The 21,291-nt window shown below is 52.7% G+C and carries 22 protein-coding genes and 2 tRNA genes; 1 reads left to right on the top strand and 23 read right to left on the bottom strand.

The window, feature by feature from the left end; all coding sequences use genetic code 11:
- Window positions 1-169: 169 nt before the first annotated feature.
- The 15 genes from N909_RS0119530 to N909_RS0119455 all read right to left on the bottom strand — a co-directional run bounded on the left by N909_RS0119530 (window position 170) and on the right by N909_RS0119455 (window position 12,589).
- Window positions 170-246 (bottom strand) — tRNA-Arg (locus N909_RS0119530).
- Window positions 247-485: 239 nt separating this feature from the next.
- Complete coding sequence (locus N909_RS0119525) at window positions 486-1,001, bottom strand: adenine phosphoribosyltransferase (RefSeq protein ID WP_029917821.1); 516 nt, start codon at window positions 999-1,001, stop codon at window positions 486-488.
- A gap of 28 nt (window positions 1,002-1,029) precedes the next feature.
- Window positions 1,030-1,998: a sigma-70 family RNA polymerase sigma factor gene (locus N909_RS0119520; protein ID WP_029917820.1), complete on the bottom strand. Its 969-nt coding sequence runs from the start codon at window positions 1,996-1,998 to the stop codon at window positions 1,030-1,032.
- 90 nt (window positions 1,999-2,088) lie between these two features.
- Window positions 2,089-2,877, bottom strand: a complete 789-nt coding sequence (locus N909_RS0119515; RefSeq protein WP_051689971.1) for a M23 family metallopeptidase — start codon at window positions 2,875-2,877, stop codon at window positions 2,089-2,091.
- Window positions 2,878-3,438: 561 nt separating this feature from the next.
- Window positions 3,439-4,092, bottom strand: a complete 654-nt coding sequence (locus tag N909_RS0119505; RefSeq protein ID WP_029917818.1) for a protein-L-isoaspartate(D-aspartate) O-methyltransferase — start codon at window positions 4,090-4,092, stop codon at window positions 3,439-3,441.
- A complete protein-coding gene (gene surE, locus N909_RS0119500) occupies window positions 4,092-4,847 on the bottom strand; it encodes a 5'/3'-nucleotidase SurE (protein ID WP_029917817.1) in 756 nt (251 codons plus the stop codon). The genes N909_RS0119505 and surE overlap by 1 nt, the downstream gene beginning before the upstream one ends.
- Before the next feature lie 3 nt (window positions 4,848-4,850).
- Window positions 4,851-5,213: a MerR family transcriptional regulator gene (locus N909_RS0119495; protein ID WP_051689970.1), complete on the bottom strand. Its 363-nt coding sequence runs from the start codon at window positions 5,211-5,213 to the stop codon at window positions 4,851-4,853.
- Window positions 5,214-5,232: 19 nt separating this feature from the next.
- Entirely contained in the window at window positions 5,233-5,514 is a 282-nt protein-coding gene (locus tag N909_RS0119490) for an integration host factor subunit alpha (protein WP_029917815.1), read from the bottom strand.
- Between the two features lie 92 nt (window positions 5,515-5,606).
- Window positions 5,607-8,027, bottom strand: coding sequence for a phenylalanine--tRNA ligase subunit beta (gene pheT / locus N909_RS0119485; RefSeq protein WP_029917814.1), 2,421 nt, complete (start codon window positions 8,025-8,027; stop codon window positions 5,607-5,609).
- Between the two features lie 22 nt (window positions 8,028-8,049).
- Window positions 8,050-9,066 (bottom strand): phenylalanine--tRNA ligase subunit alpha, encoded by a 1,017-nt coding sequence (gene pheS, locus N909_RS0119480; RefSeq protein ID WP_029917813.1) that lies wholly within the window; start codon window positions 9,064-9,066, stop codon window positions 8,050-8,052.
- A gap of 146 nt (window positions 9,067-9,212) precedes the next feature.
- Window positions 9,213-9,569, bottom strand: coding sequence for a 50S ribosomal protein L20 (gene rplT / locus N909_RS0119475; RefSeq protein WP_029917812.1), 357 nt, complete (start codon window positions 9,567-9,569; stop codon window positions 9,213-9,215).
- 108 nt (window positions 9,570-9,677) lie between these two features.
- Window positions 9,678-9,875, bottom strand: coding sequence for a 50S ribosomal protein L35 (gene rpmI / locus N909_RS0119470; protein WP_029917811.1), 198 nt, complete (start codon window positions 9,873-9,875; stop codon window positions 9,678-9,680).
- 44 nt (window positions 9,876-9,919) lie between these two features.
- A complete protein-coding gene (gene infC, locus N909_RS0119465; protein ID WP_029917810.1) occupies window positions 9,920-10,432 on the bottom strand; it encodes a translation initiation factor IF-3 in 513 nt (170 codons plus the stop codon).
- Window positions 10,433-10,521: 89 nt separating this feature from the next.
- Complete coding sequence (thrS, locus tag N909_RS0119460; protein ID WP_029917809.1) at window positions 10,522-12,438, bottom strand: threonine--tRNA ligase; 1,917 nt, start codon at window positions 12,436-12,438, stop codon at window positions 10,522-10,524.
- A 76-nt stretch (window positions 12,439-12,514) separates the two neighbouring features.
- A tRNA-Val gene (locus N909_RS0119455) sits at window positions 12,515-12,589 on the bottom strand.
- Window positions 12,590-12,837: 248 nt separating this feature from the next.
- Between N909_RS0119455 and N909_RS0119450 the strand changes: the two genes are divergently transcribed.
- Entirely contained in the window at window positions 12,838-14,700 is a 1,863-nt protein-coding gene (locus tag N909_RS0119450; protein WP_029917808.1) for an AMP-dependent synthetase/ligase, read from the top strand.
- Between the two features lie 184 nt (window positions 14,701-14,884).
- Here N909_RS0119450 and N909_RS0119445 read toward each other — a convergent pair whose 3' ends face one another.
- The 8 genes from N909_RS0119445 to N909_RS0119410 all read right to left on the bottom strand — a co-directional run bounded on the left by N909_RS0119445 (window position 14,885) and on the right by N909_RS0119410 (window position 21,284).
- Complete coding sequence (locus N909_RS0119445; RefSeq protein ID WP_029917807.1) at window positions 14,885-16,195, bottom strand: homoserine dehydrogenase; 1,311 nt, start codon at window positions 16,193-16,195, stop codon at window positions 14,885-14,887.
- A 42-nt stretch (window positions 16,196-16,237) separates the two neighbouring features.
- Window positions 16,238-16,711, bottom strand: coding sequence for a transcription antitermination factor NusB (gene nusB / locus N909_RS0119440; RefSeq protein WP_029917806.1), 474 nt, complete (start codon window positions 16,709-16,711; stop codon window positions 16,238-16,240).
- 4 nt (window positions 16,712-16,715) lie between these two features.
- On the bottom strand, window positions 16,716-17,180 hold the full coding sequence (gene ribH / locus N909_RS0119435; protein ID WP_029917805.1) for a 6,7-dimethyl-8-ribityllumazine synthase: 465 nt from the start codon (window positions 17,178-17,180) through the stop codon (window positions 16,716-16,718).
- Window positions 17,181-17,205: 25 nt separating this feature from the next.
- Entirely contained in the window at window positions 17,206-18,411 is a 1,206-nt protein-coding gene (locus tag N909_RS0119430; RefSeq protein ID WP_029917804.1) for a bifunctional 3,4-dihydroxy-2-butanone-4-phosphate synthase/GTP cyclohydrolase II, read from the bottom strand.
- 98 nt (window positions 18,412-18,509) lie between these two features.
- Window positions 18,510-19,160, bottom strand: coding sequence for a riboflavin synthase (locus N909_RS0119425; protein ID WP_029917803.1), 651 nt, complete (start codon window positions 19,158-19,160; stop codon window positions 18,510-18,512).
- Window positions 19,145-20,260 (bottom strand): bifunctional diaminohydroxyphosphoribosylaminopyrimidine deaminase/5-amino-6-(5-phosphoribosylamino)uracil reductase RibD, encoded by a 1,116-nt coding sequence (gene ribD / locus N909_RS0119420; RefSeq protein WP_342672713.1) that lies wholly within the window; start codon window positions 20,258-20,260, stop codon window positions 19,145-19,147. The genes N909_RS0119425 and ribD overlap by 16 nt, the downstream gene beginning before the upstream one ends.
- Window positions 20,261-20,370: 110 nt before the next feature.
- Window positions 20,371-20,829: a transcriptional regulator NrdR gene (gene nrdR / locus N909_RS0119415; RefSeq protein ID WP_029917801.1), complete on the bottom strand. Its 459-nt coding sequence runs from the start codon at window positions 20,827-20,829 to the stop codon at window positions 20,371-20,373.
- Window positions 20,826-21,284 carry a deoxycytidylate deaminase gene (locus N909_RS0119410; protein ID WP_029917800.1) on the bottom strand — a complete coding sequence of 153 codons (459 nt, stop codon included), beginning with the start codon at window positions 21,282-21,284 and terminating at the stop codon, window positions 20,826-20,828. Before N909_RS0119410 ends, nrdR begins: the two co-directional genes overlap by 4 nt.
- Window positions 21,285-21,291: the final 7 nt, after the last annotated feature.

Here is a 21,291-nt window from a genome sequence, read left to right as displayed (position 1 = left end):
TTAATAATTCGATAATAGTCATTTCCTGGGACAAACCAGTCGGCAGCCCAAAAAATTGAACTTTAATCAACAACCGACAGCAAGCCAGCAGCTGCAGTCATAAAACCTACCTAAAAAGCTCACCAAGGGGATCTAAATAAGGAATCCAGCCTGTTTCCGGACGATGAAATGGCGACCCCGGGAGGATTTGAACCTCCGACCTTCACCTTAGGAGGGTGCCGCTCTATCCAACTGAGCTACGGGGCCGTGGGCACGCTTATAACCCAGCTATCGATTTTTGACAAGCCCCAGCCGGTAATTTTTCTCGCGGCTAAATAACCAAGACGACAAATCTCCCGGCAAATCCTTTATAAAACCCCCTTCGCAAATGATTCAATCGAAGCTTGATAAATAAGGGCTTTCTCACTGGATAAAAGCAACAACTGCAGTCGCAGTCGTTGCCTTACAGCGACTTGCCGACGAGCGACAGTTTGCCCTTGCCCCATTTAGAATTTCATCAGACTGAAAACTTTGCCGTCTGGAAGTTTACTCCGTCCGTTTAAAAACTCAAGTTCCGCCATGAAGGCGCATTCATGAATTTCGGCCCCGAATTTTTCCACCAGGTCGACAACAGCCGCCATGGTTCCTCCGGTGGCCAGCAGATCGTCAGCAACAATCACCTTGTCCCCCGGCTTGAAGGCATCTTCGTGAATTTCCAGGGAATCACTGCCGTACTCAAGCTCATAGCTGATACTTCGGGTCTTGTAAGGCAGCTTACCTGGTTTGCGCACCAAGGTAATACCGGTTCCCAGTTTATAGGCCAGCGCGGCGCCCAAAATAAATCCACGCGCCTCAATCCCGACAATCTGATCTATTTTTTCGCCGATATAGCGATGGGCCAGCAGATCGACCATACGCTGAAAGCTTTTCGCGTCCGCCAACAAGGTCGTAATATCCTTGAAGATAATCCCTTTTTTGGGGAAATCAGGGATATCCCTGATAATCTGTTTTAAATCGTCCATTCAATTCACTCCTGAATCTTTCTTCGGACTAATGTTCATTTTCGTCAGATAAACGTTCCTGAACTGTTCTTCTCAATTTGGCCAGACTTTTGGCCTCGATCTGCCTGATGCGTTCCCGGGTGACCCCGAATTTTCGGCCGATGGTATCAAGGGTCTGCGGCTCGCGATCGTCCAGCCCGAAGCGCATGGCCAGAATTTCCCGTTCATTATCGTTCAACTCTGCCATCCATTCCATCACATGGGCATAGCGATCGAGATCTTCTATCATACTGCCGGGATCAACAAGATTCTTGTCTTCAATGGTATCGATCAGGCTGTAATCCTCATTATCCCCCATCGGATGCTCGATGGAGAAGGTCTTTTTGACCAGCACCATCATCCGCCTAACATAGCGGGCATCCGTTCCCATGGCCTCGGCGACCTCATCAATTTCCGGATCGCGCTTCAGGCGATGGACCAGTTCACGGCTGACTTTTGCCAACTTATTGATATCATCGGCAACATGCACCGGCAATCGGATAGTGCGGCTCTGGTTGACCAGAGCACGCTCAATGGATTGCCGAATCCACCAGGTCGCATAGGTTGAAAAGCGGCAGCCTTTGCTGACTTTGAATTTTTCAACCGCCTTGATCAGCCCCATATTGCCTTCCTCAATCAGGTCAAGAAAAGGCAGTCCCCGGTTCATATAGCGCTTGGCAATCTTGACCACCAGACGCAAATTGGACTCAATCATCCGCTCCCTGGCCGCATCATCCCCCTGGGCGATAAGGCCGGCCAGATAGCGTTCGTCTTCGGCGGTCAGCAGCTTGCTCTTTTGAATTTCCTTCAGATAAAGCTTAATGGCATCAGCCGTCGCCTGCTCATCATCAGCAGAGGTCTCTTTGGACGATTTCGCATCCTCTTCATCATCGAATTCAACCTCTGAAAAACCGTCCATTTCCTCCTGATCTTCGACGACATCGTCTTCAGAATCTACATCTTTACTGAAATCATCCATTACAACCTCCTCGGTAAACCAATGGAACTTTCATATCCGTCGCAGGAAAAGACGGTCACTCATTAAACCAAGTGTAGAGAGGCCAATAATTCAAGGCAAGTACAAAATCGGGTTGACCGCGGTCTTTCCTTTCCGCACCTCAAAGTGCAGTCGCGGCTTGCCGCCGCCTGGCGGTATTCCGGACAGCGCAACTTTTTCCCCTTTGCTGACATAGTCTCCCTGGCGGACCAGGTTACGCTGATTGAAGCCGTAGACGGTGAAAAGATCATTTTCATGTTGTAATATGACGAGGAAACCGTAACCTTTGACCCCATCCCCACTATAAATGACTTTTCCGGCCTCCGCCGCAGAGACATCCGAACCGGCTCGCACGGCGATCTCAATCCCCTTGCCGCCGCCGGCTTTCCCCTGATCACTAAAGGTTCTGACAATTTTCCCCCGTAGTGGCCACTGTAATTTTTTGACGGTGGTCGCCGGTGGAGCCTTGCTGGCCAACACAGCAGGAGTATTGTCGGGAGCCGTTCCCCTGGGGGGTGACGGTTGCCTGGCAGGAGCAGCGGGCGCAACAGGGGCCGCTGGTTTGGCCACTTGAGACTTCGGGGCGGGCTGCGGGACAACCGCAAGGGCCGGAGGGACGTCAGGACGGACGACCGGAACACTTCTTTGGCGAGTTGCGCCGGGAATGAACAGCCGAGTCCCGATGCGAAGCTGGCTCGGATCGGAGATGCCGTTGACTCTGGCCAGGTAGGTTTCGTTGACCTGATAAGTTCGGCTGATGCGGTAGAGAGTCTGCCCTTTGGTCACCGTATGATAAACACCGGTTTGGCAACCAGCCAGCAGCAGTCCCAGCAATCCGGCAATAATTATATAAAATTTCATGACTTTTTCCTGTTCCTCACCTGCCCGGCCAGGATCGCCGGCTCAGATATCCGAAAAAGCGTGACTGTATAGTCCATCATGATAAGCCACAGGAAGTTGTCATCAGAAAATTTTTATCAGCAGTATGATTCCGATCAGGACAACAAGCAACAAAAAGGATAAAAGATTAAAGTACTTTTCTATCAATGCGCGGGCGCTGGCGCCAAAATAATAGAACAGCGCAGCCACCAGAAAAAACCTTAAACGTCCAGAATGGCACTAGGTGAAGTAACGTTGCAGTAAACTCGGGACTGTCCCCAGGATCATCGGGGGCTGTCCCAAGAGTTTGCGAGCCATGAAACTGTCGCGGTTAACACCGCAAAGACCTGGGACAGCCCCCGTGCAGGGACAGTCCCGGCTTTGCTGCCAGCAACTCTTAAACTAACGCCATTCATAAATGTCCCAGATCAGGACAAAGCCTAATCGCAGAGCTGGCTAAATCGGTTCATAAGCATCCAGCTTGTTTCCAATCTGAAAACTTGATTATTATCATCCAGTGTTTCCGGATGACAACCAGCTAGCTCACACCGGATCAGATTGCCAGCCATTCTCCCCAATCAGCGGCACAAACCGGCATCCCATCAGGGTTTGCTGGACGAAGCGACCATCTTCTCGCTTTATCACCAGCACCAGCTCCTGGGTCTCCCGGTTTCCGACCGGCATGATCAGCTTGCCATTGATTTCCAACTGATCCAAATACTTCTGGGGGATTTCGGGGGATCCGGCAGCAACCAGGATAGCGTCAAAGGGGGCCTGATCCTGCCAGCCGATGGTTCCGTCGGCAATTTTGATATTAATATTGTACAACCTGAGCTGATCAAGGATTCTGCGGGCTTTGGCTGCAAGCGAAGGGATGCGTTCAATGGAGTACACACGTTTGACCAGTTTAGCCAACACCGCAGTCTGATAACCGGAACCGGTCCCCACCTCCAGAACCCGCTCCGAGCCGCTCAAACCAAGGGCCGCGGTCATCACTGCAACGATATAAGGCTGTGAGATCGTCTGCTTTTCCCCGATCGGTAAGGACCCGTCACTGTAAGCATGACTCTGCAGGCCCGGTTCGACAAAAAGGTGCCGTGGCACATCAAGCAAAGCCTGAATCACCCGCGAATCATCAATGCCACGGGCGACAATCTGCTGCTCAACCATCCTTCGGCGGGCAACGGAATAGTCCATTAGTTGTCCTTGTGCGTTGCGTCCAACCACCCTTGCAGATGGTGATAGGATTGTTCATGAGTAAAGTTGGTGCGTAACGGGGTCACCGAGATACGACCCTGCTGCAAAGCAAAGCTATCGGTTCCGGCAATATCCTGAAAAGCAGCCTGTGAACCGCCGATCCAGTAATATTTCCGTCCGCGGGGGTCCTCATTGCAGACCACCGCCTCCCCGTAACGTCTTTTCCCCTGCCGGGTCAGTTCAACCCCCTGACAGGTTCCAGCCGGGACATTGACATTCAGGAAGGTATCCTGCGGCAGCCCCTGTGCCAGGACAAGCTTGGCCAGCTTCCGGGCAAAAGCAGCCGCCCGGTCCAGATTTTCAGTCAGAAACTGGTCGGAATCGAGGGACACCGCGAAGGCCGGAAGCCCCATTAGAGCCGCTTCCAGGGCCGCGCTAACCGTCCCCGAGTAGGTAATGTCATCGCCAACATTGCTGCCGCGGTTGATCCCGGAAACAACCAAGTCAGGACGTTGCCGAATCAACCCGTGAATGCCGAGATGCACGCAGTCCGTCGGGGTACCGTCAACGGCGAACACATCCGCCTTCAGTTCGTCAGCCCGCAACGGCCGTTCAAGAGTCACCGAATGGCCCACGGCGCTGCGATTGCGATCAGGAGCCACCACCACTACCCGGGCCAGATCCTGCAGGGCCTGCGCCAAGGCTTTCAGGCCGGGAGACCTGATACCGTCATCATTGGTCACAAGAATCAGCACAAATCACTCTTCACTGCTGGCTGGATTTGCAAGTCGTTTACGGATGCGCAAAAGATCCGCTTTGATAACTTTGAGGAGATGCTCGGCTGTCTGCTCGGGAGCATCAAACGGCAGGGAGGCCTGAAGCTCGCTCTGCAGTTGCTTCTTTGCCCCGGCAATAGTAAAGCCCTGCTGATAAAGCAGATCCTTTATCAGCAGGGCCGTTTCAACGTCTTTACGCCGATAAAGCCTTTGCTTACTGCGGCTTTTTACCGGACACAACTCGGAAAATTCGGTTTCCCAGTAACGCAACACATGAGTTTTCAGCTCCAACAGTGCTGCAACTTCGCCTATTTTATAATAGAGCTTGTCAGGTATTTCAATCACCGCTCGGCTCAACTGGAACTTATGGGGTTTCGTTGATGGCGGCCTTAAGAACCTGGCTGGGTTTGAAAGTTAAGATCTTCCGTGCAGAGATCTCAATTTCGCTTCCGGTTTGCGGATTACGTCCGCGCCGGGAAGCTTTCTCTTTGACAACAAAATTGCCGAAACCGGCAATCTTGATTTTTTCGCCACTCTCCAGGGTATTTTTCATCAAATCAAAAACCATTTCGACAATCGCTGCCGATTCCTTCTTCGAAAAACCTGTTGTCAGGTAAACGCTCTCAATAAGATCTGCTTTGGTCATATTCCCTCCCGCTTAAGCAGGTGTTAAAAGTTCTACTATCTATCTGATTTTTCTAGATTCATACCATACAGAAAAATACACTGCAAGGCCTATCAGCGAATTTCCGCACCCAATTGCTGACAAATGGTCCGAATCAGCTTGTCATGGGATCTATTCACTTCTTCTTCGGTCAGAGTTTTTTCCAAATCCCGATAACGCACCCTGATGGCCATACTCTTCTTCCCTTCCGGGATGCCCTTGCCGGTATAGACGTCAAACAGGGTAACATCCTCGATGGTCTTCTGTTTGATGCTCCGGGCAATATCAAGGACCTGAGCGGCACTGACAGATTCCGCCACCAGCAAGGCGCTGTCCCTGATGACATTGGGATACCTGGAAAGGGGCACGAATTTCCGGGAATCTTCACAGCAAGCGATCAGGCCTTCAACGTCCAGTTCAATAAGATAGACCGGCTGGTCGATATCAAACCGTCCCAGCACCTGAGGATGCAACTCGCCCATGACTCCCAGCGAGAGACCGTCTCGCACCATCAACCCACAGGATTTGCCAGGATGCAGATAAGGTTGAGCAGCCGTCGGATCAAAACTGACCTGGTCTATGGAGAGACCGGTCAACAACTCCTCGACAATCCCCTTAACATCATAAAAATCGATATTGGCCTGAGACTGCGACCAACCTTCCGGCTCGCGGCGGCCAGTCAGCACTGCAGTTAACGACAATTTTTCAGCGCAGCCATCCTCAGGCAGGTTGAGCAGATCGAGAAACACCGGGCGCAATTCAAACAACCGCAAATCGGTTGATTTGTAATTGAGATTGCGCGCCACCGTCTCCAGCAGACTGGGAACCAGGCTTGTTCTCATCACCGCCTGATCTTCGGACAAAGGATTTCTGAGCGGAATCAGCCGTAACCGGTCATCATCGGCAGCAAGGCCGAGACGGTTGATGGAATCGGCCGAAACGAACGAATAGTTGATTGCTTCGGCAAAACCGGCGCCGACCATGAACCGAGTCAACAAATCTTTGATCTGTTGCCGCTTGGGCGGCTGTTTGGCATCAACGATCCCTTTCGGCATCGTCACCGGAATCCGATGGTAGCCATAAAGCCGGGCAACTTCCTCGATCAAGTCTATTTCACGTTCGATATCCGGACGGAAGCTGGGCACGGTGACCCGGAGGTCATCCGCATCGGCCCCAACTTCGACCCTGAGACCGATCGATCCCAACAGCTGGGCGATGGTCTCGCGATCCACGACGACATCCAGCAGCTGGCAAGTTTTGGTGACGCTGATATCCAGCACCGGGGTTGGCAGCGGCTGCGAATAATTATCGATGATCCCGGAGAGGATCTCCCCTTGCCCCAGCTCGGCGATCAATGCCGCAGCCCGGTCAAGAACGATGGGGATCATATCGATATCAGCGCCCCGCTCGAAGCGGTGGGATGATTCGGTATGCAAACCATGCCGTTTAGCGGTTCTGCGGATGGAGGTCGGTTTGAAATAAGCGGCCTCCAGCAGGATGGTACTGGTATCATCCTGAACTTCGGAATTCAATCCTCCCATCACTCCGGCAAGAGCGACCGGTCGGCGACCATCACAGATCATCAGATCTTCACCGCTCAGGGTCCTGTCCTGACCGTCCAGAGTGGTGAAGAGGTCACCTTCCTGAGCTTTTTTGACGACAATCCGACCCTCTTCCAAATAACGGAAGTCAAAAGCGTGCAGAGGATGTCCTAATTCCATCATGACATAGTTGGTCACATCAACGACGTTATTAATGGAGCGCATCCCGACCGCTTCCAGGCGCCGCACCAGCCAGTCGGGCGAGGGAGCGATAACAACATCTTTAATCATTCGGGCCGCATAGCGCGGACAGCCGCCCGCATCTTCAATAGAGATAGAAGCCTGCTCAGTGATCGGTTCGGCACAGATCGCTTTCAGGTCGCTGCTCGGCAGTCGCAATGGTTTGCCGTAGATAGCCGCGACCTCGCGGGCAACGCCGACGACACTGAGGCAATCCGGACGATTAGGAGTCAGGCCGATTTCGATTTTATAATCTTTCAGCGCAAGAGCTTCGAACACGGGTTGCCCCAGCGTTAGTCCGGCCGGCAGAATCATAATCCCTGCCGATTCATGGGAAAGACCGAGTTCTTTCTCTGAACAGAGCATCCCGGCGGAAACCTGGCCACGGATTTTGGATTTTTTGATCTTGAACTCACCGGGCAGAACCGAACCGGGTTGCGCAAGGGCCACGAGATCGCCGGTCTTATGGTTGGTTGCCCCGCAGACCACCTGCACTGTCTCCTGCCCGTTATTGACCTGGCAAACCGTAAGCCGGTCCGCATCGGGGTGGGTTGCAACATCTTCCAGCTTGGCAACAATGACCGTATCAAGGTCGGCACCGATGGCCTCGAGGGAATCGACCTCAAGGCCGACCATGGTCAAACGATCACAGAGGCCCTGCGGCGAATCATCGAAGTCGACGAAATCTTTTAACCAGTTATATGTGACTAACATTTATCCAAGTCCTTGCTGAAAGTCAGAATTGCTTAAGGAAACGCAGGTCATTTTCGAAAAACAACCGTAAATCATTGACGCCGTATTTCAACATCGCAATTCTTTCCAACCCCATCCCAAAGGCGAAACCACTGTATTTTTCAGCGTCGTAATGCACTGAATCAAACACCGCGGGATCGACCATGCCGCAGCCGAGAATTTCAAGCCAGCCAGTGCCGCCACAGACCCGGCAGCCCTTTCCGCCGCAAATGACACAGGCAATATCGACTTCGGCACTCGGTTCGGTAAAAGGAAAGAATGAAGGTCTGAAACGAACGCCCAGATCAGCTCCGAAATATTCGTTGAGAAAATGAATCAACACGCCTTTGAGGTCGCCGAAGGTGACATTTTCATCGACCAGCAAGCCCTCAACCTGATGAAACATCGGACTGTGGGTTAAATCCGAGTCTCGCCGGTAGACCGTCCCAGGAGCAATGATTCTGATCGGCGGAGCCTGTTTGAGCATGGTCCGGACCTGCACCGGTGAAGTATGGGTTCGCAACACCAGTTCATCCTGAATATAGAAGGTGTCCTGCATGTCACGGGCCGGATGGTCCTTGGGGATGTTCAGCGCCTCGAAATTGAAAAAATCCTTCTCAATTTCCGGTCCTTCCTCAGCTGAAAAGCCGAGCCGGGAAAAGATATCGCAGATTTCCCGCGTCACCAGGGTAATGGGGTGATGACTACCGGCAACCTGTCGTCTCCCCGGCAAGGTGACGTCGATCTTCTCGCTGGCCAATTTTTCGGCGATGGCAAGCTGCTGCAATTCCTCCTGCCGCTGGCTGAAGCTTTGCTCGAATTGATCCTTCAGGGTATTGACCAGGCTCCCGATCCGGGGGCGCTGTTCGGCAGACAGCTCACGCATGCCTTTCATGACGTCCGTCAAGGCGCCTTTTTTCCCCAGAATGCTGACCCTGATATCCTGCAGAGTTTTCAGATCAGCCGCCTGATCAAGAGCAGACAATGCCTCTTCCTGCAATTGTTGTATACGCTTTTCCATAAAACAATCCGTATCCTATGACAGCGGCAGAGGAGTTGCCCTGCCTGTCATCACAGCTGACAGTTTGAATATCAAAAACAAGGTGTTTCCAAAAAAAAAGGGAGATGAAGTAGCAACTCCATCTCCCAGGAAGGGTTATCCCCCGGCTACTGCAATCGTGCTTTCGCTGTATCGACAACAGCGGCAAACCCGCTCGGATCATTGACGGCAAGATCAGCCATGATCTTGCGGTCCAGAGCCACATCAGCTTGCTTCAAACCATGTATCAAGCGACTGTAGGAGAGACCATTCTCACGCGCGGCAGCGTTGATCCGTGCAATCCAGAGAGCACGGAAATCCCGCTTTTTAACGCGACGGTCGCGATAAGCATAGTTTAAGGCGCGATCAACCGCTTCGGTCGCCGACCGAAACAGTTTGCTGCGGGCGCCACGGTAACCTTTAGCAAGTTTTAAAATTTTATTACGACGACGTCTGGCCTTAAAGCCTCTTTTTACTCTTGGCATCTCACTTGCTCCTTCTCAAATAATGTTGTTTCGGCTTATGCCGCGGTCGGATCTGCAGGGGGAGATGTCCCCACAGTTCACAACCAGACCCGCCCCGAAAGGCGAGTGTTACAGGTAAGGAATCAATTGAGCCATGTTGCGGGCATCAGCCTTGGCAACGAGAGCCCCTTGACGCAATTCACGCTTACGCTTGGTGGTCTTCTTGGTCAGAATGTGGCTGGTAAAGGCCTTGTTCCGACGGATTTTACCGCTGCCAGTCTTGCGAAAACGCTTAGCCGCACCACGGTTGGTTTTGATTTTAGGCATTTGGTCTCTCCTGTGACGATTTTCTTTCTCGGTTAAAAATGATCCTACTTTTTCAACGGCCCGATCATCATTGTCATGAAACGGCCCATTTTACTGGGCTGCGCTTCGACCTGACCGATATCCTTTAGTGCTTCAACAGCTTTTTCCAGTTGCATCATTCCCTGCTCGGGATGGGCATTTTCACGGCCGCGGAACATGATGGTCAGCTTGACTTTGTTCCCCTCTTCGAGAAAACGACGAGCATGTTTGATTTTAAAAGAGAAATCATGCTCTTCAGTCTTCGGCCTCATCTTGACTTCTTTGATTTCGACCTTGACCTGCTTTTTCTTCGCCTCGGAAGCACGTTTGGCCTGCTGGTATTTGTACTTCCCATAGTCCATAATCCGACAGACCGGGGGATCAGCCTGAGGCGAAACTTCCACCAGGTCAAGTCCAGACTCTGCAGCCTGGGACAGCGCCTGCTCAATGGAAAGGATTCCAAGTTGGCCACCCTCATCATCAATCACCCGGACCCGCCGTGCACTGATGGCTTCGTTGATATTCGCTTCTTTAGCTATGGCTCTACTCCTTCGCGTATCGTGATTGGAATTATTACAGCTGTTCTGGAAATCAACAACAAAAGACCCACAACGGGTCTTTTTTTATATTACTTGAACGCTGCCGCTTCACTTTTGACAAAATCAACGAACTCATCAACCTTCATCGAATCGAGATTTTTACCGTCACGATAACGCGGAGCGACTGTTTCTTCAGCCATTTCCCGATCACCGATAACGAGCATGTACGGGATTTTAGCCACCTGCGCTTCACGGATTTTAAATCCGAGCTTTTCATTACGCAGATCGACTTCAACCCTGATCCCGGCCGCACGCAGTTGTTCGTAAACATGCTGGGCATAATCGGCCTGATTATCGGTCACGTTCACGACGATCGCCTGAACCGGCGATAGCCAGAGAGGGAAACTGCCGGCATAGTGCTCAATCAGAACCCCGATGAAACGTTCGATGGAGCCGACAATGACCCGATGTAACATAACCGGTCGATGTTTCTCACCGTCAGTTCCAACATAGGTCAGGTCAAAACGTTCCGGCAGGGTAAAATCGCACTGGATTGTAGCACATTGCCACTCTCTGTCAAGCGCGTCCTTCAGCTTGACGTCGATCTTGGGCCCGTAAAACGCTCCATCCCCCTCATTGATATCATACGGCTGACCGCTGTCCTCAAGGGCACTGCGCAGAGCACTGGTCGCCTGCTCCCAGTCGCTGTCACTGCCGATGGATTTTTCCGGACGGGTGGACAGCTCCATGGTGTACTGGAAGCCGAAAATCGCCGCCACATCCTGGACAAAACGCATGACGCCTTTGACTTCTTCGTCGATCTGGTCTGGTCGGCAGATGATATGGGCATCATCCTGGGTAAATCCGCGAACCCGCAACAACCCATGAAGAACGCCTGACTTCTCATGGCGATGAACCGTGCCCAACTCAAAATAGCGAACCGGCAGATTCCGGTAAGAGCGCGGCTTGGACTTATAAATGAGCATATGAGCCAGGCAGTTCATCGGCTTGATGCCGTAACCCTGCTCATCCACTTCCGTGAAATACATATTTTCACGGTAGTTCTCATAGTGCCCGGACATCTTCCAGAGCTCGGTCTTTAGAATCTGCGGACCGACGACAATGTCATAACCACGCTTCAAGTGCTCTTTGCGCTCAAAATCTTCAATAATGGTCCTGAGCATGGCCCCCTTCGGATGCCAGAGCACCAGCCCGCCGCCGGCATCTTCACTAAAGGAGAACAGGTCCAATTCACGACCGAGTTTGCGGTGATCCCTCTTACGGGCCTCTTCCAATCTTTCCAGATGGATGTTCAGGTCTTTCTTGTTGAGAAAGGCGGTTGCATAAACCCGCTGCAACATCGCGTTATGTTCGTCACCACGCCAATAAGCTCCGGCCAGACTGGTCAGTTTAAAGGCCTTATGGACACCGGTACGCGGCACGTGCGGTCCCCGGCAAAGGTCGACAAAGTTACCCTGTCGATACAGCGATACAGTCGGTTCCTGCAGGTCTTCAATCAGCTCGACCTTGTAGGACTCACCCATTCCACGAAACATGGCAATGGCATCATCCCGGGTCATCACTTCTCGGGTGACCGGGAGATCGGCCTTGGCGAGTTCCGCCATTTTCTTTTCAATAACCGGGAAATCCTCGGGAACAAACTTTTTGGTTTCGCTGTAAAAATCGTAGTAAAAACCATCTTTGATAGCGGGGCCGATGGTGACCTGAACCTCATCTCCGTAAAGTTCTTTGACCGCCTGAGCCATCAAGTGAGCACATGAATGACGGATAATCTCAAGAGCTTCGGGGGAATTCTGAGTGATAAGAGATAAACTCCCGGACTCCTCCAGCGGCCTGCCAACATCAACCAATCGGCCGTTGAATCTTGCTGCAATCGATTGCCGGGCGAGGCCTTCACCAATAGAGGCGGCCACATCATAGGGAGTGGTTCCCGGCGCCACTTCCTTCTTGGTCCCGTCTGGAAGTTCTATCTCCAGTAATGACATAATCAATCTCCCTAAACGAAAAAAGGCATCTAAGCGATGCCTCGTGTCAGGACAGTTTTATCTGATTGCCAGGTTCTGGTAGGCACGGGCGGGATTGAACCGCCGACCCCTACCGTGTCAAGGTAGTGCTCTCCCACTGAGCTACGTGCCTGCAACCAGCTGCGGCGTTCTTGTATCAAATCGCCAGATAAACTGTCAAGCTGTTTTCTTAACTTCACTTCGTTTTTTTATACATACCAAACGAATCGCAACCTTTAACGAAGTAAAACATTTCACGCTTGCCTGATTTAGAGGACAAAGATAAAGTAAATCACTGTTTTGACTGAATAGCAATAGAACAATATCGGTTTTTCATCTTTCTACCTGTGGGGAAGCAGACAAGACAAGGGAGTCACCAAGGTGCAAACAATCGACCAACTGATTCAGCTGAGCTGCCGCCAGCATCAAGATAGAGTTGCCCTGCAACACAAACATAAAAACCGCTGGACCCCGCTAACCTATCAAAAGCTCTGGGACACAGTCGAAAAAATCGCTTCCGGGCTGCGCCAGCTGGAAATAGCGGAACGTTCACACATCGCCTTGCTCGGCCCTTCTTCCCCGCGCTGGGTGACCTCCTACCTGGCAATCATGCGGGCGGGCTGCATCGCCGTCCCGGTCGACAAGGAACTCAAGGCGGCTGAGCTGCGCCATATTCTTAACGATTCGGACGCTGAGGCGGTATTCGTCGCCCAGCCACAGTTTGAGACCTTGCTTGATGTGATCGACGATCTGCCTCAATTGAAAAAAATCATCCTCCTCGACACTCCATTGTCCGAATTGAGTGAGAAGGGGGACATCGCCAAGGCCCTTGAAGACCTGTCCACCCTCTGGCACGATCTGGTGCTTGATCTCGACATCCCGGCCGCGCGAAGAAATAAAATCGAAGAGGCGGTCATTCACGCCCACGCATTGCTGACTCGCAGGGACGAGACCACCGCCACCGAAAAGAAGAAACCCAATTTCCTCTCCGAATCCGAACGCTTGCGCAATCGCCTGCGGAAAGAAAAACGTCTGTTTGCCTATAAGGATATCCTCAATCCGGACAGGCTTCCCCCCAGCACCGTCAAAGCCACCGATGTCGCCATTATCCTCTATACCTCAGGCACGACCGGTAGAGCCAAAGGGGCCATGCTCAGTCATCGCAATATTGTCAGCAACATTGAAGCTGTCACCCAGCGGTTTCAACTCAAAAACAACATCGCAACCCTCTCCTTTTTGCCTATCAACCATGTTTTCGAGCAGGTCTGCGGGGTTCTGCTTCCGCTGTCCCTGGGCGGTAAAGTCACCTTTGCCGAATCCATTAAAAAGCTGGGTGACAATCTCAACGAAATCAAACCCACTTTTCTGCTCGGCGTACCGGCCGTTTTTCGCCTGCTCTATGACCGTATCATCAAAAACATCAACGCCAACCCGACGTCACGGCTGCTCTACAAATTCAGTCTGACCAGAAAAATCGTAGCCGGAAAAGTTCAGAAAGCGGTTGGTGAGGAGACCACTTTTGTGAGCGGCGGGGCCGCCCTTGATCCTGATATTGCGGAGGGGTTCAAAGCACTCGGTCTCAACCTGCTCCAAGGCTACGGCATTACCGAGACCTCCCCGGTCATCTCTGCGGAAAGTCCATTTAAAGGGAAACCGGGTACCGTCGGTGAAGTGCTGGACGATGTAGAAGTCAGGATCGAGAATCCCAACCAGGATGGCGAAGGCGAAATTCTGGTCAAAGGTCCCAACGTCATGCTCGGCTATTACAAAAACGACGAGGCCACGGAAGATGTGCTGCGCGATGGCTGGTATCACACCGGAGATCTCGGCCGCTTTGATGAGGACCGCATGCTTTCCATCTGCGGGCGGGTCAAAAACCTCATCGTCACCCCGAACGGTAAAAATGTCTATCCGGAAGAAGTGGAAAACCAACTTCTGAAAAGCCCTTATATCGCTGAGATCATGGTCTACGGGCACAAAGTCGGGCGGACCGCGGAAGAGGTCTATGCCGTCATTTACCCGGATGAAGAGGCCCTGTTCACCCTGGTCAAGGATCGCGACGACAAACCGATGTCAGCGGCCGAAATCGAGAATTTGATTCGCAAGGAAATCCTGACTTACGGCAAGGCCCTGGCCGACTATAAAAGGGTCAAAAAATTCACCCTTCGGGAAGATGAGTTCCCGAAAACAACAACGCGCAAAATCAAGCGCTACATTGTGGAGCCGGAAATTTCCACCACCTGACCGTCACCGTAACCGGTCGCCAAAATACGCCAAAGCCCCGCTCATTCCAAGCGGGGCTTTTTATTTGACAGCAACGTGATTTCAGCTGGTCTGGATTTACAGAAGTGCAGCGCGCTCTTGGTGTGCAAAACCATGGATTGAAGCCGACAAGCCGCGCATTCCCGCAGGCCTGTCCGGCCACAATTTACCCGAGGTCGTTTTCAACCCTGATCAGGCGGGTCGGTTGAACGATAATGTCAAGCTCCTCGATCTCAGCAAGGGACTGAGAGATATCCGCTTCCAATGCAGCATGAGTCATCAACACAATCGGCACGGAATCGGCTTCATGGCTTTCCGGCTGCAGCATCGACTGGATGCTGATATTATGCCGACCGAGGCAACCGGCGATCTTGGCCAGCACACCGGGACGATCGACGGTAGTAAAGCGCAGGTAATAGTGGCTTTCAATTTCGCTCATGGCTTTGACCGGCAATGTCCGGATCTGCTCTGCACAATAGCCCATGATGGGAATTCGGGGACGCGCCCCGGCAATCTGGTCACGGCTGATCGCCATGACATCGCCCATCACCGCGCTGGCGGTGGCATCCATTCCGGCTCCGCTGCCGTACAACAAGGTCGGACCGACAAAATCTCCAGTCAGCCGCACCGCATTGAAAACCCCGTCGACTTCCGCCAGCTGGTAGGTGTCGGGAATCATGGTGGGATGGACCCGAACCTCAATCTGGTCGCCATAATTCTTACCGATGGCCAGCAGCTTGATCTTGTACCCCATCTGGCTGGCGAAGCGAATATCGATCCCGTCGATATTGCTGATTCCTTCCCTATAGACCTGATTGAAATCGACAGTGGTGCCGAAACATAAGGCCGACAGCAGGGCTATTTTATGGGCCGTATCCACTCCTTCGATGTCAAAGGTCGGGTCGGCTTCAGCATAGCCCAACTGTTGGGCTTCTTTGAGGACCGGCGCAAAGTCGCCCCCCTCATCGGTCATCTTGGAAAGAATGAAATTACAGGTACCGTTGAGAATCCCAAGCACCGAACTGAACCGATTGGCACAGAGGTTTTCCTTGATCGCCGAGATAATCGGAATGCCACCCCCGACAGCGGCTTCAAACATGACCGAGACCCCGTTTTCATTGGCCGCCGCAACAATTTCCTGACCATGCAGAGCCATCAGCGCCTTATTGGCAGTGACAATATGCTTGCCCTGGCTGATCGCTTTCAGAATAAAGCTTTTTGCCGGCTCGTAACCGCCGATCAATTCGATAACGATATCAACCTCCGGGTTACTGATGACCTGTTCAACATCCGTGGTCAGGATACCAGCATCAAGTTGAACGCCACGATCGGTGGTGATATCCAGATCCGCTATTTTGATCAGCTCAAGCCTGTGCCCGAGTCGACTTTCAATAACATCCGCATTGTTCTGAAAAACCCTGACGACCCCGGTTCCAATCGTTCCGAAGCCAAGCAATCCCACCTTGATGGATTTCATGACAACCTCAATTCTGAAAATTTCTCTCGTCTAAAGGACGTGTTAAAGGCTTCCCTTTTCAACATTCCTGGCAATCTTGTCCAGCAACCCGTTGATAAAGGCTGCCGATTCTTCCGTTCCATAGCGCTTGGCTATTTCAATCGCTTCATTGATCGAGACACTGACCGGAATTTCCGGGAGATAGAGCAACTCGTAAGCAGACATCCGCAGGATCGACAGGTCGACCGGAGTCATTCGCTCCAAGGACCAGTTTTTGGCAACTTCGGAAATCTTGCGATCCAGAACCGGCCGATACTCGACAACCCCCTTGACCAGGGTCTCCGCAAAAATCCGTGTCGACGTGGCCAGGGGCTCCTCTATGCTGTCCAGAGGCTCGCCAAGGGCGTCATCGGCAAAACGGAAATGATCCCAAAAAGAATCCAGCAAACGCCCCGGATCTACCTGCTCACGCTCTAACTTCAGTGCATAGAGCATTTTTAACGCGCACTCGCGCCCTACGCGCCGATTATAGGACATCGTCTCAGACCGCTCCCAGAAGGTTAACCATTTCAATGGCGCTCATAGCAGCTTCAACGCCCTTGTTCCCGGCCTTTGTCCCGGCCCGTTCAATGGCCTGCTCAACTGAATCCGTGGTCAGCACCCCGAAGGCGACCGGCAGCCCCGACTCCAGAGAAGCCAAGGCAATCCCTTTGGTCATTTCAGAACTGACGTATTCAAAATGAGGAGTTCCGCCACGGATCACTGCCCCCAGGCAGATCAACGCATCGTATTTCCCGGAACCGGCCATTTTTTTTGCCACCAAGGGCAGTTCAAAAGCACCGGGCACTTTAACGACCGTCAAGCTGGTCTCTTCTGCGCCATGGCGAACCAGGGTATCAAGCGCTCCTTCCACCAGCCGATCACAGATAAAACTGTTGAAACGACTGACAATCAGGCCGAACCGAAAGCCCTTGGCATCAAGTTTTCCTTCAATAATCTCAGGCATATATTCCTCCAGACTTTGCCTTCTGCTAGAGATTTTCCAGCAGGTGGCCCATTTTTTCACGTTTGGTCTTCAAATATTTCAAATTGCTGCTGTGGGGCGGCATTTCGATGGCGACCCGCTCCACGATTTCCAGGCCGTAGCCTTCCAGCCCGACAATCTTTTTGGGGTTATTAGTCATCAGACGTAATTTTCGGATGCCCAGTTCAGACAGGATTTGCGCACCCAGCCCATAATCACGCAGGTCGTCGTCAAACCCCAGCACATGATTGGCTTCAACCGTATCATGCCCCTGATCCTGCAACGCATAAGCTTTCAGCTTGTTCACCAGGCCGATGCCACGGCCTTCCTGGCGCATATAGAGGACCACCCCCTTGCCCTCTTTCTGGATCTGAGCCATGGAGGCATGCAGCTGCTCGCCACAGTCACAACGCTGCGAACCAAACACGTCACCGGTCAGACATTCGGAGTGCACCCGGACCAGAACCGGTTCCTCGGGATTGATTTCACCTTTAACAAGAGCCATATGCTGAGCATGATCAACATCGTTTTCATAGACAATGGCCTTGAAATCACCGCCGAAGGGGGTTGGCAGGGTGGTTTCCGCCGCGCGCCGCACCAGTAGTTCCTTGCGCATCCGGTAAGCCACCAGTTCAGCGATGGAGATGATTTTCAGATCATGCCGGGCCGCAAAAACTTCCAATTGCGGCATCCTGGCCATGGTCCCGTCCTCATTCATTATTTCGCAGATCACCCCGGCGGGTTTCAAACCGGCCAAGCGAGCCAGATCCACTGACCCTTCGGTTTGCCCGGCCCGCACCATGACACCGCCCTTTTTAGCCCGCAACGGGAAGACATGTCCCGGCCTGGCCAAATCGCGCGCAGTGGTCTCATCGGCAACGGCAACCTGAATGGTATGGGCTCGGTCTGCAGCCGAGATACCGGTCGTGACGCCGCGCCGGGCCTCGATGGAAATGGTGAAAGCGGTCCCAAAAGACGAATTGTTGTCCGAGACCATCAACGGCAGATCAAGTTCGTCCGCACGTTCTTCAGTCAAGGACAAGCAGATCAGCCCACGCCCTTCTTTGGCCATGAAGTTGATTTTTTCCGCGGTGATCAACTCGGCAGCGACGACCAGATCGCCTTCATTTTCGCGATCTTCATCGTCAACCAGGATCACCATTTTGCCCTGACGGATATCTTCCAGAGCAGCTTCTATCTTTGAAATCGGCATGACGTTATCCTTTTTTTTGTGCCGGCGCGCCGACACCCATCATCTTTGCAGCAGAATTCAATCAGCAGAATGACCCGCGGTCGTAGTCGGCTGTTATCTCACAGAAATCCGTTTTTGGCAAGGAAGTCAAGGCTAACGCCTTGCGGCTCGTCCTTACCAGATTGAAACCGCAGCAACCGTTCAACATAGCGCCCAAGGATATCGGTTTCGATATTCACCGAAGTCCCTTCCCGACATGAGCGTAACGTGGTGTGGGCAAGAGAATGTGGAATAATCGCAACCGCAAAGCCATTGCCATCAACTTTATTGACGGTCAGGCTGATCCCGTCAATGGCGACCGACCCCTTTTCAACCAGATAAGGCAGGGCCGACTGCGGAACGTTAAATTCGAAGCGGATGGAGTTCTGATCCTGGTAGCGGCGGCGCACCGTAGCAGTGCAATCGATGTGACCGCTGACCAGATGGCCGCCAAGGCGATCGGCCAGGCGCAATGCACGCTCCAGGTTGACCTCACTGCCGGGGCGCAGCTGACCAAGGGTCGTACGGTCCAGGGTTTCGGGCGAGACATCAACACAAAAGCACTCAGCGTTCCAACTGACCACGGTCAGACAGGCGCCGTTAACAGCGATACTTTCTCCCAATTCCAGGTTGTCAGCCGCCATACTGCTGCAAATATGCAGTTGGGCTGAATGACCGCGACGGTCAAGCTTGCTCACGGTTCCAACCGCTTGAATCAGTCCGGTAAACATGGATTCAAGTCTCCTGTTATCAATAAATCGTTTTCGATCTGTTCAAAACGGATATCCGTAAGAACCTCGGCAGTTGCCATTTTATCACAACCTGGGCCGGCAAAAATGCCCCGGGTCGGTAAACCGCCAAGTATTTTTGGAGCCGCAAACAGCATCAGTTGATCAATCAGCCGCTCTTTCAATGCCGCCGTGGCAAGGGTCGCCCCGCCTTCCAGCAGCAACCGCTGAACCTGACGCCGCCCGAGTTCCCGCCACAACGCCGGTAACGACACTTTGGCACCGTTCAACGGCAGCACTAAAACCTCGGCACCGGCCTCCTCCAGTCGCCTGATTTTGGCTGCGTCTTCAGCTCCAGTGGCGATCAGGGTGGCCGCGGCCGAGGACTGCTTCAACATCCGGCTGCTGGGTGGCATCCGCAAGCGGCTGTCGACAACAACCCTGAGCGGGTCCCGTCCTGCCCCGTCATCCAAGCGGGTATTCAACAACGGATCATCGTGGAGGACCGTTTCAATGCCGACCATGATTGCCTCCACCCGATCCCGCAAATGGTGAACATGCCGCCGGCTCGCAGCGGAGGAGACCCATTGCGAATCTCCACTCCAGGTTGCGGTCGCGCCATCAAGAGTCATGGCGGTTTTATAGATGGTAAACGGCAGACCGCTCAGGATATGTTTTTTAAATGGCGCAATCAGTCTCCGACATTGCTCTTCCTGCACCCCAACCCGAACTTCGATACCCGCCTGTTCCAGCCTGGCGACCCCGGCACCGGCAACCCGCGGGTTCGGATCGGTTACGCCGACAAACACTCTTTTAACCCCGGCAGCAACCAAGGCTTCCGCGCAAGGCGGGGTTTTTCCAAAATGGGAACAGGGTTCCAGGGTCACATAGACATCGGCATCCCGAGCACGCGCGCCAGCATCCCTGAGCGCAAAAACCTCAGCGTGCGGCTCACCGGCCCGGGGATGGAAACCGCGACCGACGATTTCGCCATCCTTAACGATGACTGCACCAACCGCCGGATTAGGTGCCGTTCTGCCCACGCCCTGGCAAGCGAGGTCCAAGGCGCATTGCATATAATATAACTGCTGGTCGCTAACCATCATTGTTATCCGTCACTCAAAAAAAAACAAACCGGAATACCCTGAAGTCCTGTCTGCCTAATGACCGTACAGGAATTGGGATCCCGGTTGTTGCAACAGGACAGGGTGATTCATTTGGAGTTTTTGAGTAGATCGTTCAGTTCAGCCATAAATTCATTAATATCTTTAAATTGCCGGTAGACCGATGCAAACCGAACATAAGCAACTTCGTCGGCATCATGCAGAATATCCATGACTGCCTTACCGATCTGGCTGGCGGCGATTTCCTTGTCTCCGCACTCCTGAAATTGACGCTCAAGCTGGTCAACCATGGCTTCAATCTCTTCAATGGAAATCGGCCTTTTTTCACAAGCGCGCTGCATTCCGGCAATGATTTTGGAGCGGTCGAAAGCCTCCCGACGACCATCTTTTTTGATCACCCATGGCAAAATTTCTTCGACCCGTTCGTAAGTCGTAAAGCGCCGTTCACAAGATGGGCATTCCCGTCTCCTGCGCACGTTATTCCCTTCTTTGCCGAGCCGGGAATCAACAACCCTGGTATCGTCATAACCGCAGAATGGACAATTCATCCGTCGCTACTCTTCCCATGAAGGCGGAATTTTATTCCCGCTTCTCCAAGCATTTCCAAAGATAACTCATCAGGATAACCGCGTGCATAAACAACCTCGGCGACCCCAGCATTAATCAGCATTTTACTACAGATAATACATGGCGAATCAGTACAGTACACTGTTGCGCCGGCAATATTGACGCCATGACGCGCGGCCTGGATGATGGCGTTCTGTTCCGCATGCAGTCCACGACAAAGCTCGTGGCGTTCCCCGGAAGGGACCTTCAACTTCTCCCGCAGACAGCCGCTTACGTCACAGTGGGTAATGCCGCTCGGTACGCCATTATAGCCCGTCGCCAGAATATTTCTTTCCTTAACCAGAACAGCACCGACCTGCCTACGCATACAGGTGGAGCGAGTCGCCACCAAATGCGTGATATCCATAAAATACTCGTCCCAGCCAGGTCGGTGCATCATGGTC

The organism is Pelobacter seleniigenes DSM 18267, assembly GCF_000711225.1.
In the GTDB taxonomy this organism is placed as follows: domain Bacteria; phylum Desulfobacterota; class Desulfuromonadia; order Desulfuromonadales; family Geopsychrobacteraceae; genus Seleniibacterium; species Seleniibacterium seleniigenes.
The sequence above is the reverse complement of the archived record's forward strand: the minus strand, read 5'-3'. Positions and strand labels throughout refer to the sequence as shown.

Bases quoted from the DNA above. Each gene is read 5' to 3' on its own strand.
- nrdR (WP_029917801.1), bottom strand. From the start codon at position 20,829: ATGAATTGTCCATTCTGCGGTTATGACGATACCAGGGTTGTTGATTCC.
- N909_RS0119490 (WP_029917815.1), bottom strand. From the start codon at position 5,514: ATGACCAAAGCAGATCTTATTGAGAGCGTTTACCTGACAACAGGTTTT.
- ribH (WP_029917805.1), bottom strand. From the start codon at position 17,180: ATGCCTGAGATTATTGAAGGAAAACTTGATGCCAAGGGCTTTCGGTTC.
- pheS (WP_029917813.1), bottom strand. From the start codon at position 9,066: ATGGAAAAGCGTATACAACAATTGCAGGAAGAGGCATTGTCTGCTCTT.
- N909_RS0119430 (WP_029917804.1), bottom strand. From the start codon at position 18,411: ATGCCGATTTCAAAGATAGAAGCTGCTCTGGAAGATATCCGTCAGGGC.
- rpmI (WP_029917811.1), bottom strand. From the start codon at position 9,875: ATGCCTAAAATCAAAACCAACCGTGGTGCGGCTAAGCGTTTTCGCAAG.
- rplT (WP_029917812.1), bottom strand. From the start codon at position 9,569: ATGCCAAGAGTAAAAAGAGGCTTTAAGGCCAGACGTCGTCGTAATAAA.
- N909_RS0119425 (WP_029917803.1), bottom strand. From the start codon at position 19,160: ATGTTTACCGGACTGATTCAAGCGGTTGGAACCGTGAGCAAGCTTGAC.
- N909_RS0119520 (WP_029917820.1), bottom strand. From the start codon at position 1,998: ATGGATGATTTCAGTAAAGATGTAGATTCTGAAGACGATGTCGTCGAA.
- N909_RS0119505 (WP_029917818.1), bottom strand. From the start codon at position 4,092: ATGGACTATTCCGTTGCCCGCCGAAGGATGGTTGAGCAGCAGATTGTC.
- nusB (WP_029917806.1), bottom strand. From the start codon at position 16,711: ATGTCCTATAATCGGCGCGTAGGGCGCGAGTGCGCGTTAAAAATGCTC.
- pheT (WP_029917814.1), bottom strand. From the start codon at position 8,027: ATGTTAGTCACATATAACTGGTTAAAAGATTTCGTCGACTTCGATGAT.
- N909_RS0119515 (WP_051689971.1), bottom strand. From the start codon at position 2,877: ATGAAATTTTATATAATTATTGCCGGATTGCTGGGACTGCTGCTGGCT.
- N909_RS0119445 (WP_029917807.1), bottom strand. From the start codon at position 16,195: ATGAAATCCATCAAGGTGGGATTGCTTGGCTTCGGAACGATTGGAACC.
- ribD (WP_342672713.1), bottom strand. From the start codon at position 20,260: ATGGTTAGCGACCAGCAGTTATATTATATGCAATGCGCCTTGGACCTC.
- thrS (WP_029917809.1), bottom strand. From the start codon at position 12,438: ATGTCATTACTGGAGATAGAACTTCCAGACGGGACCAAGAAGGAAGTG.
- N909_RS0119525 (WP_029917821.1), bottom strand. From the start codon at position 1,001: ATGGACGATTTAAAACAGATTATCAGGGATATCCCTGATTTCCCCAAA.
- N909_RS0119410 (WP_029917800.1), bottom strand. From the start codon at position 21,284: ATGCACCGACCTGGCTGGGACGAGTATTTTATGGATATCACGCATTTG.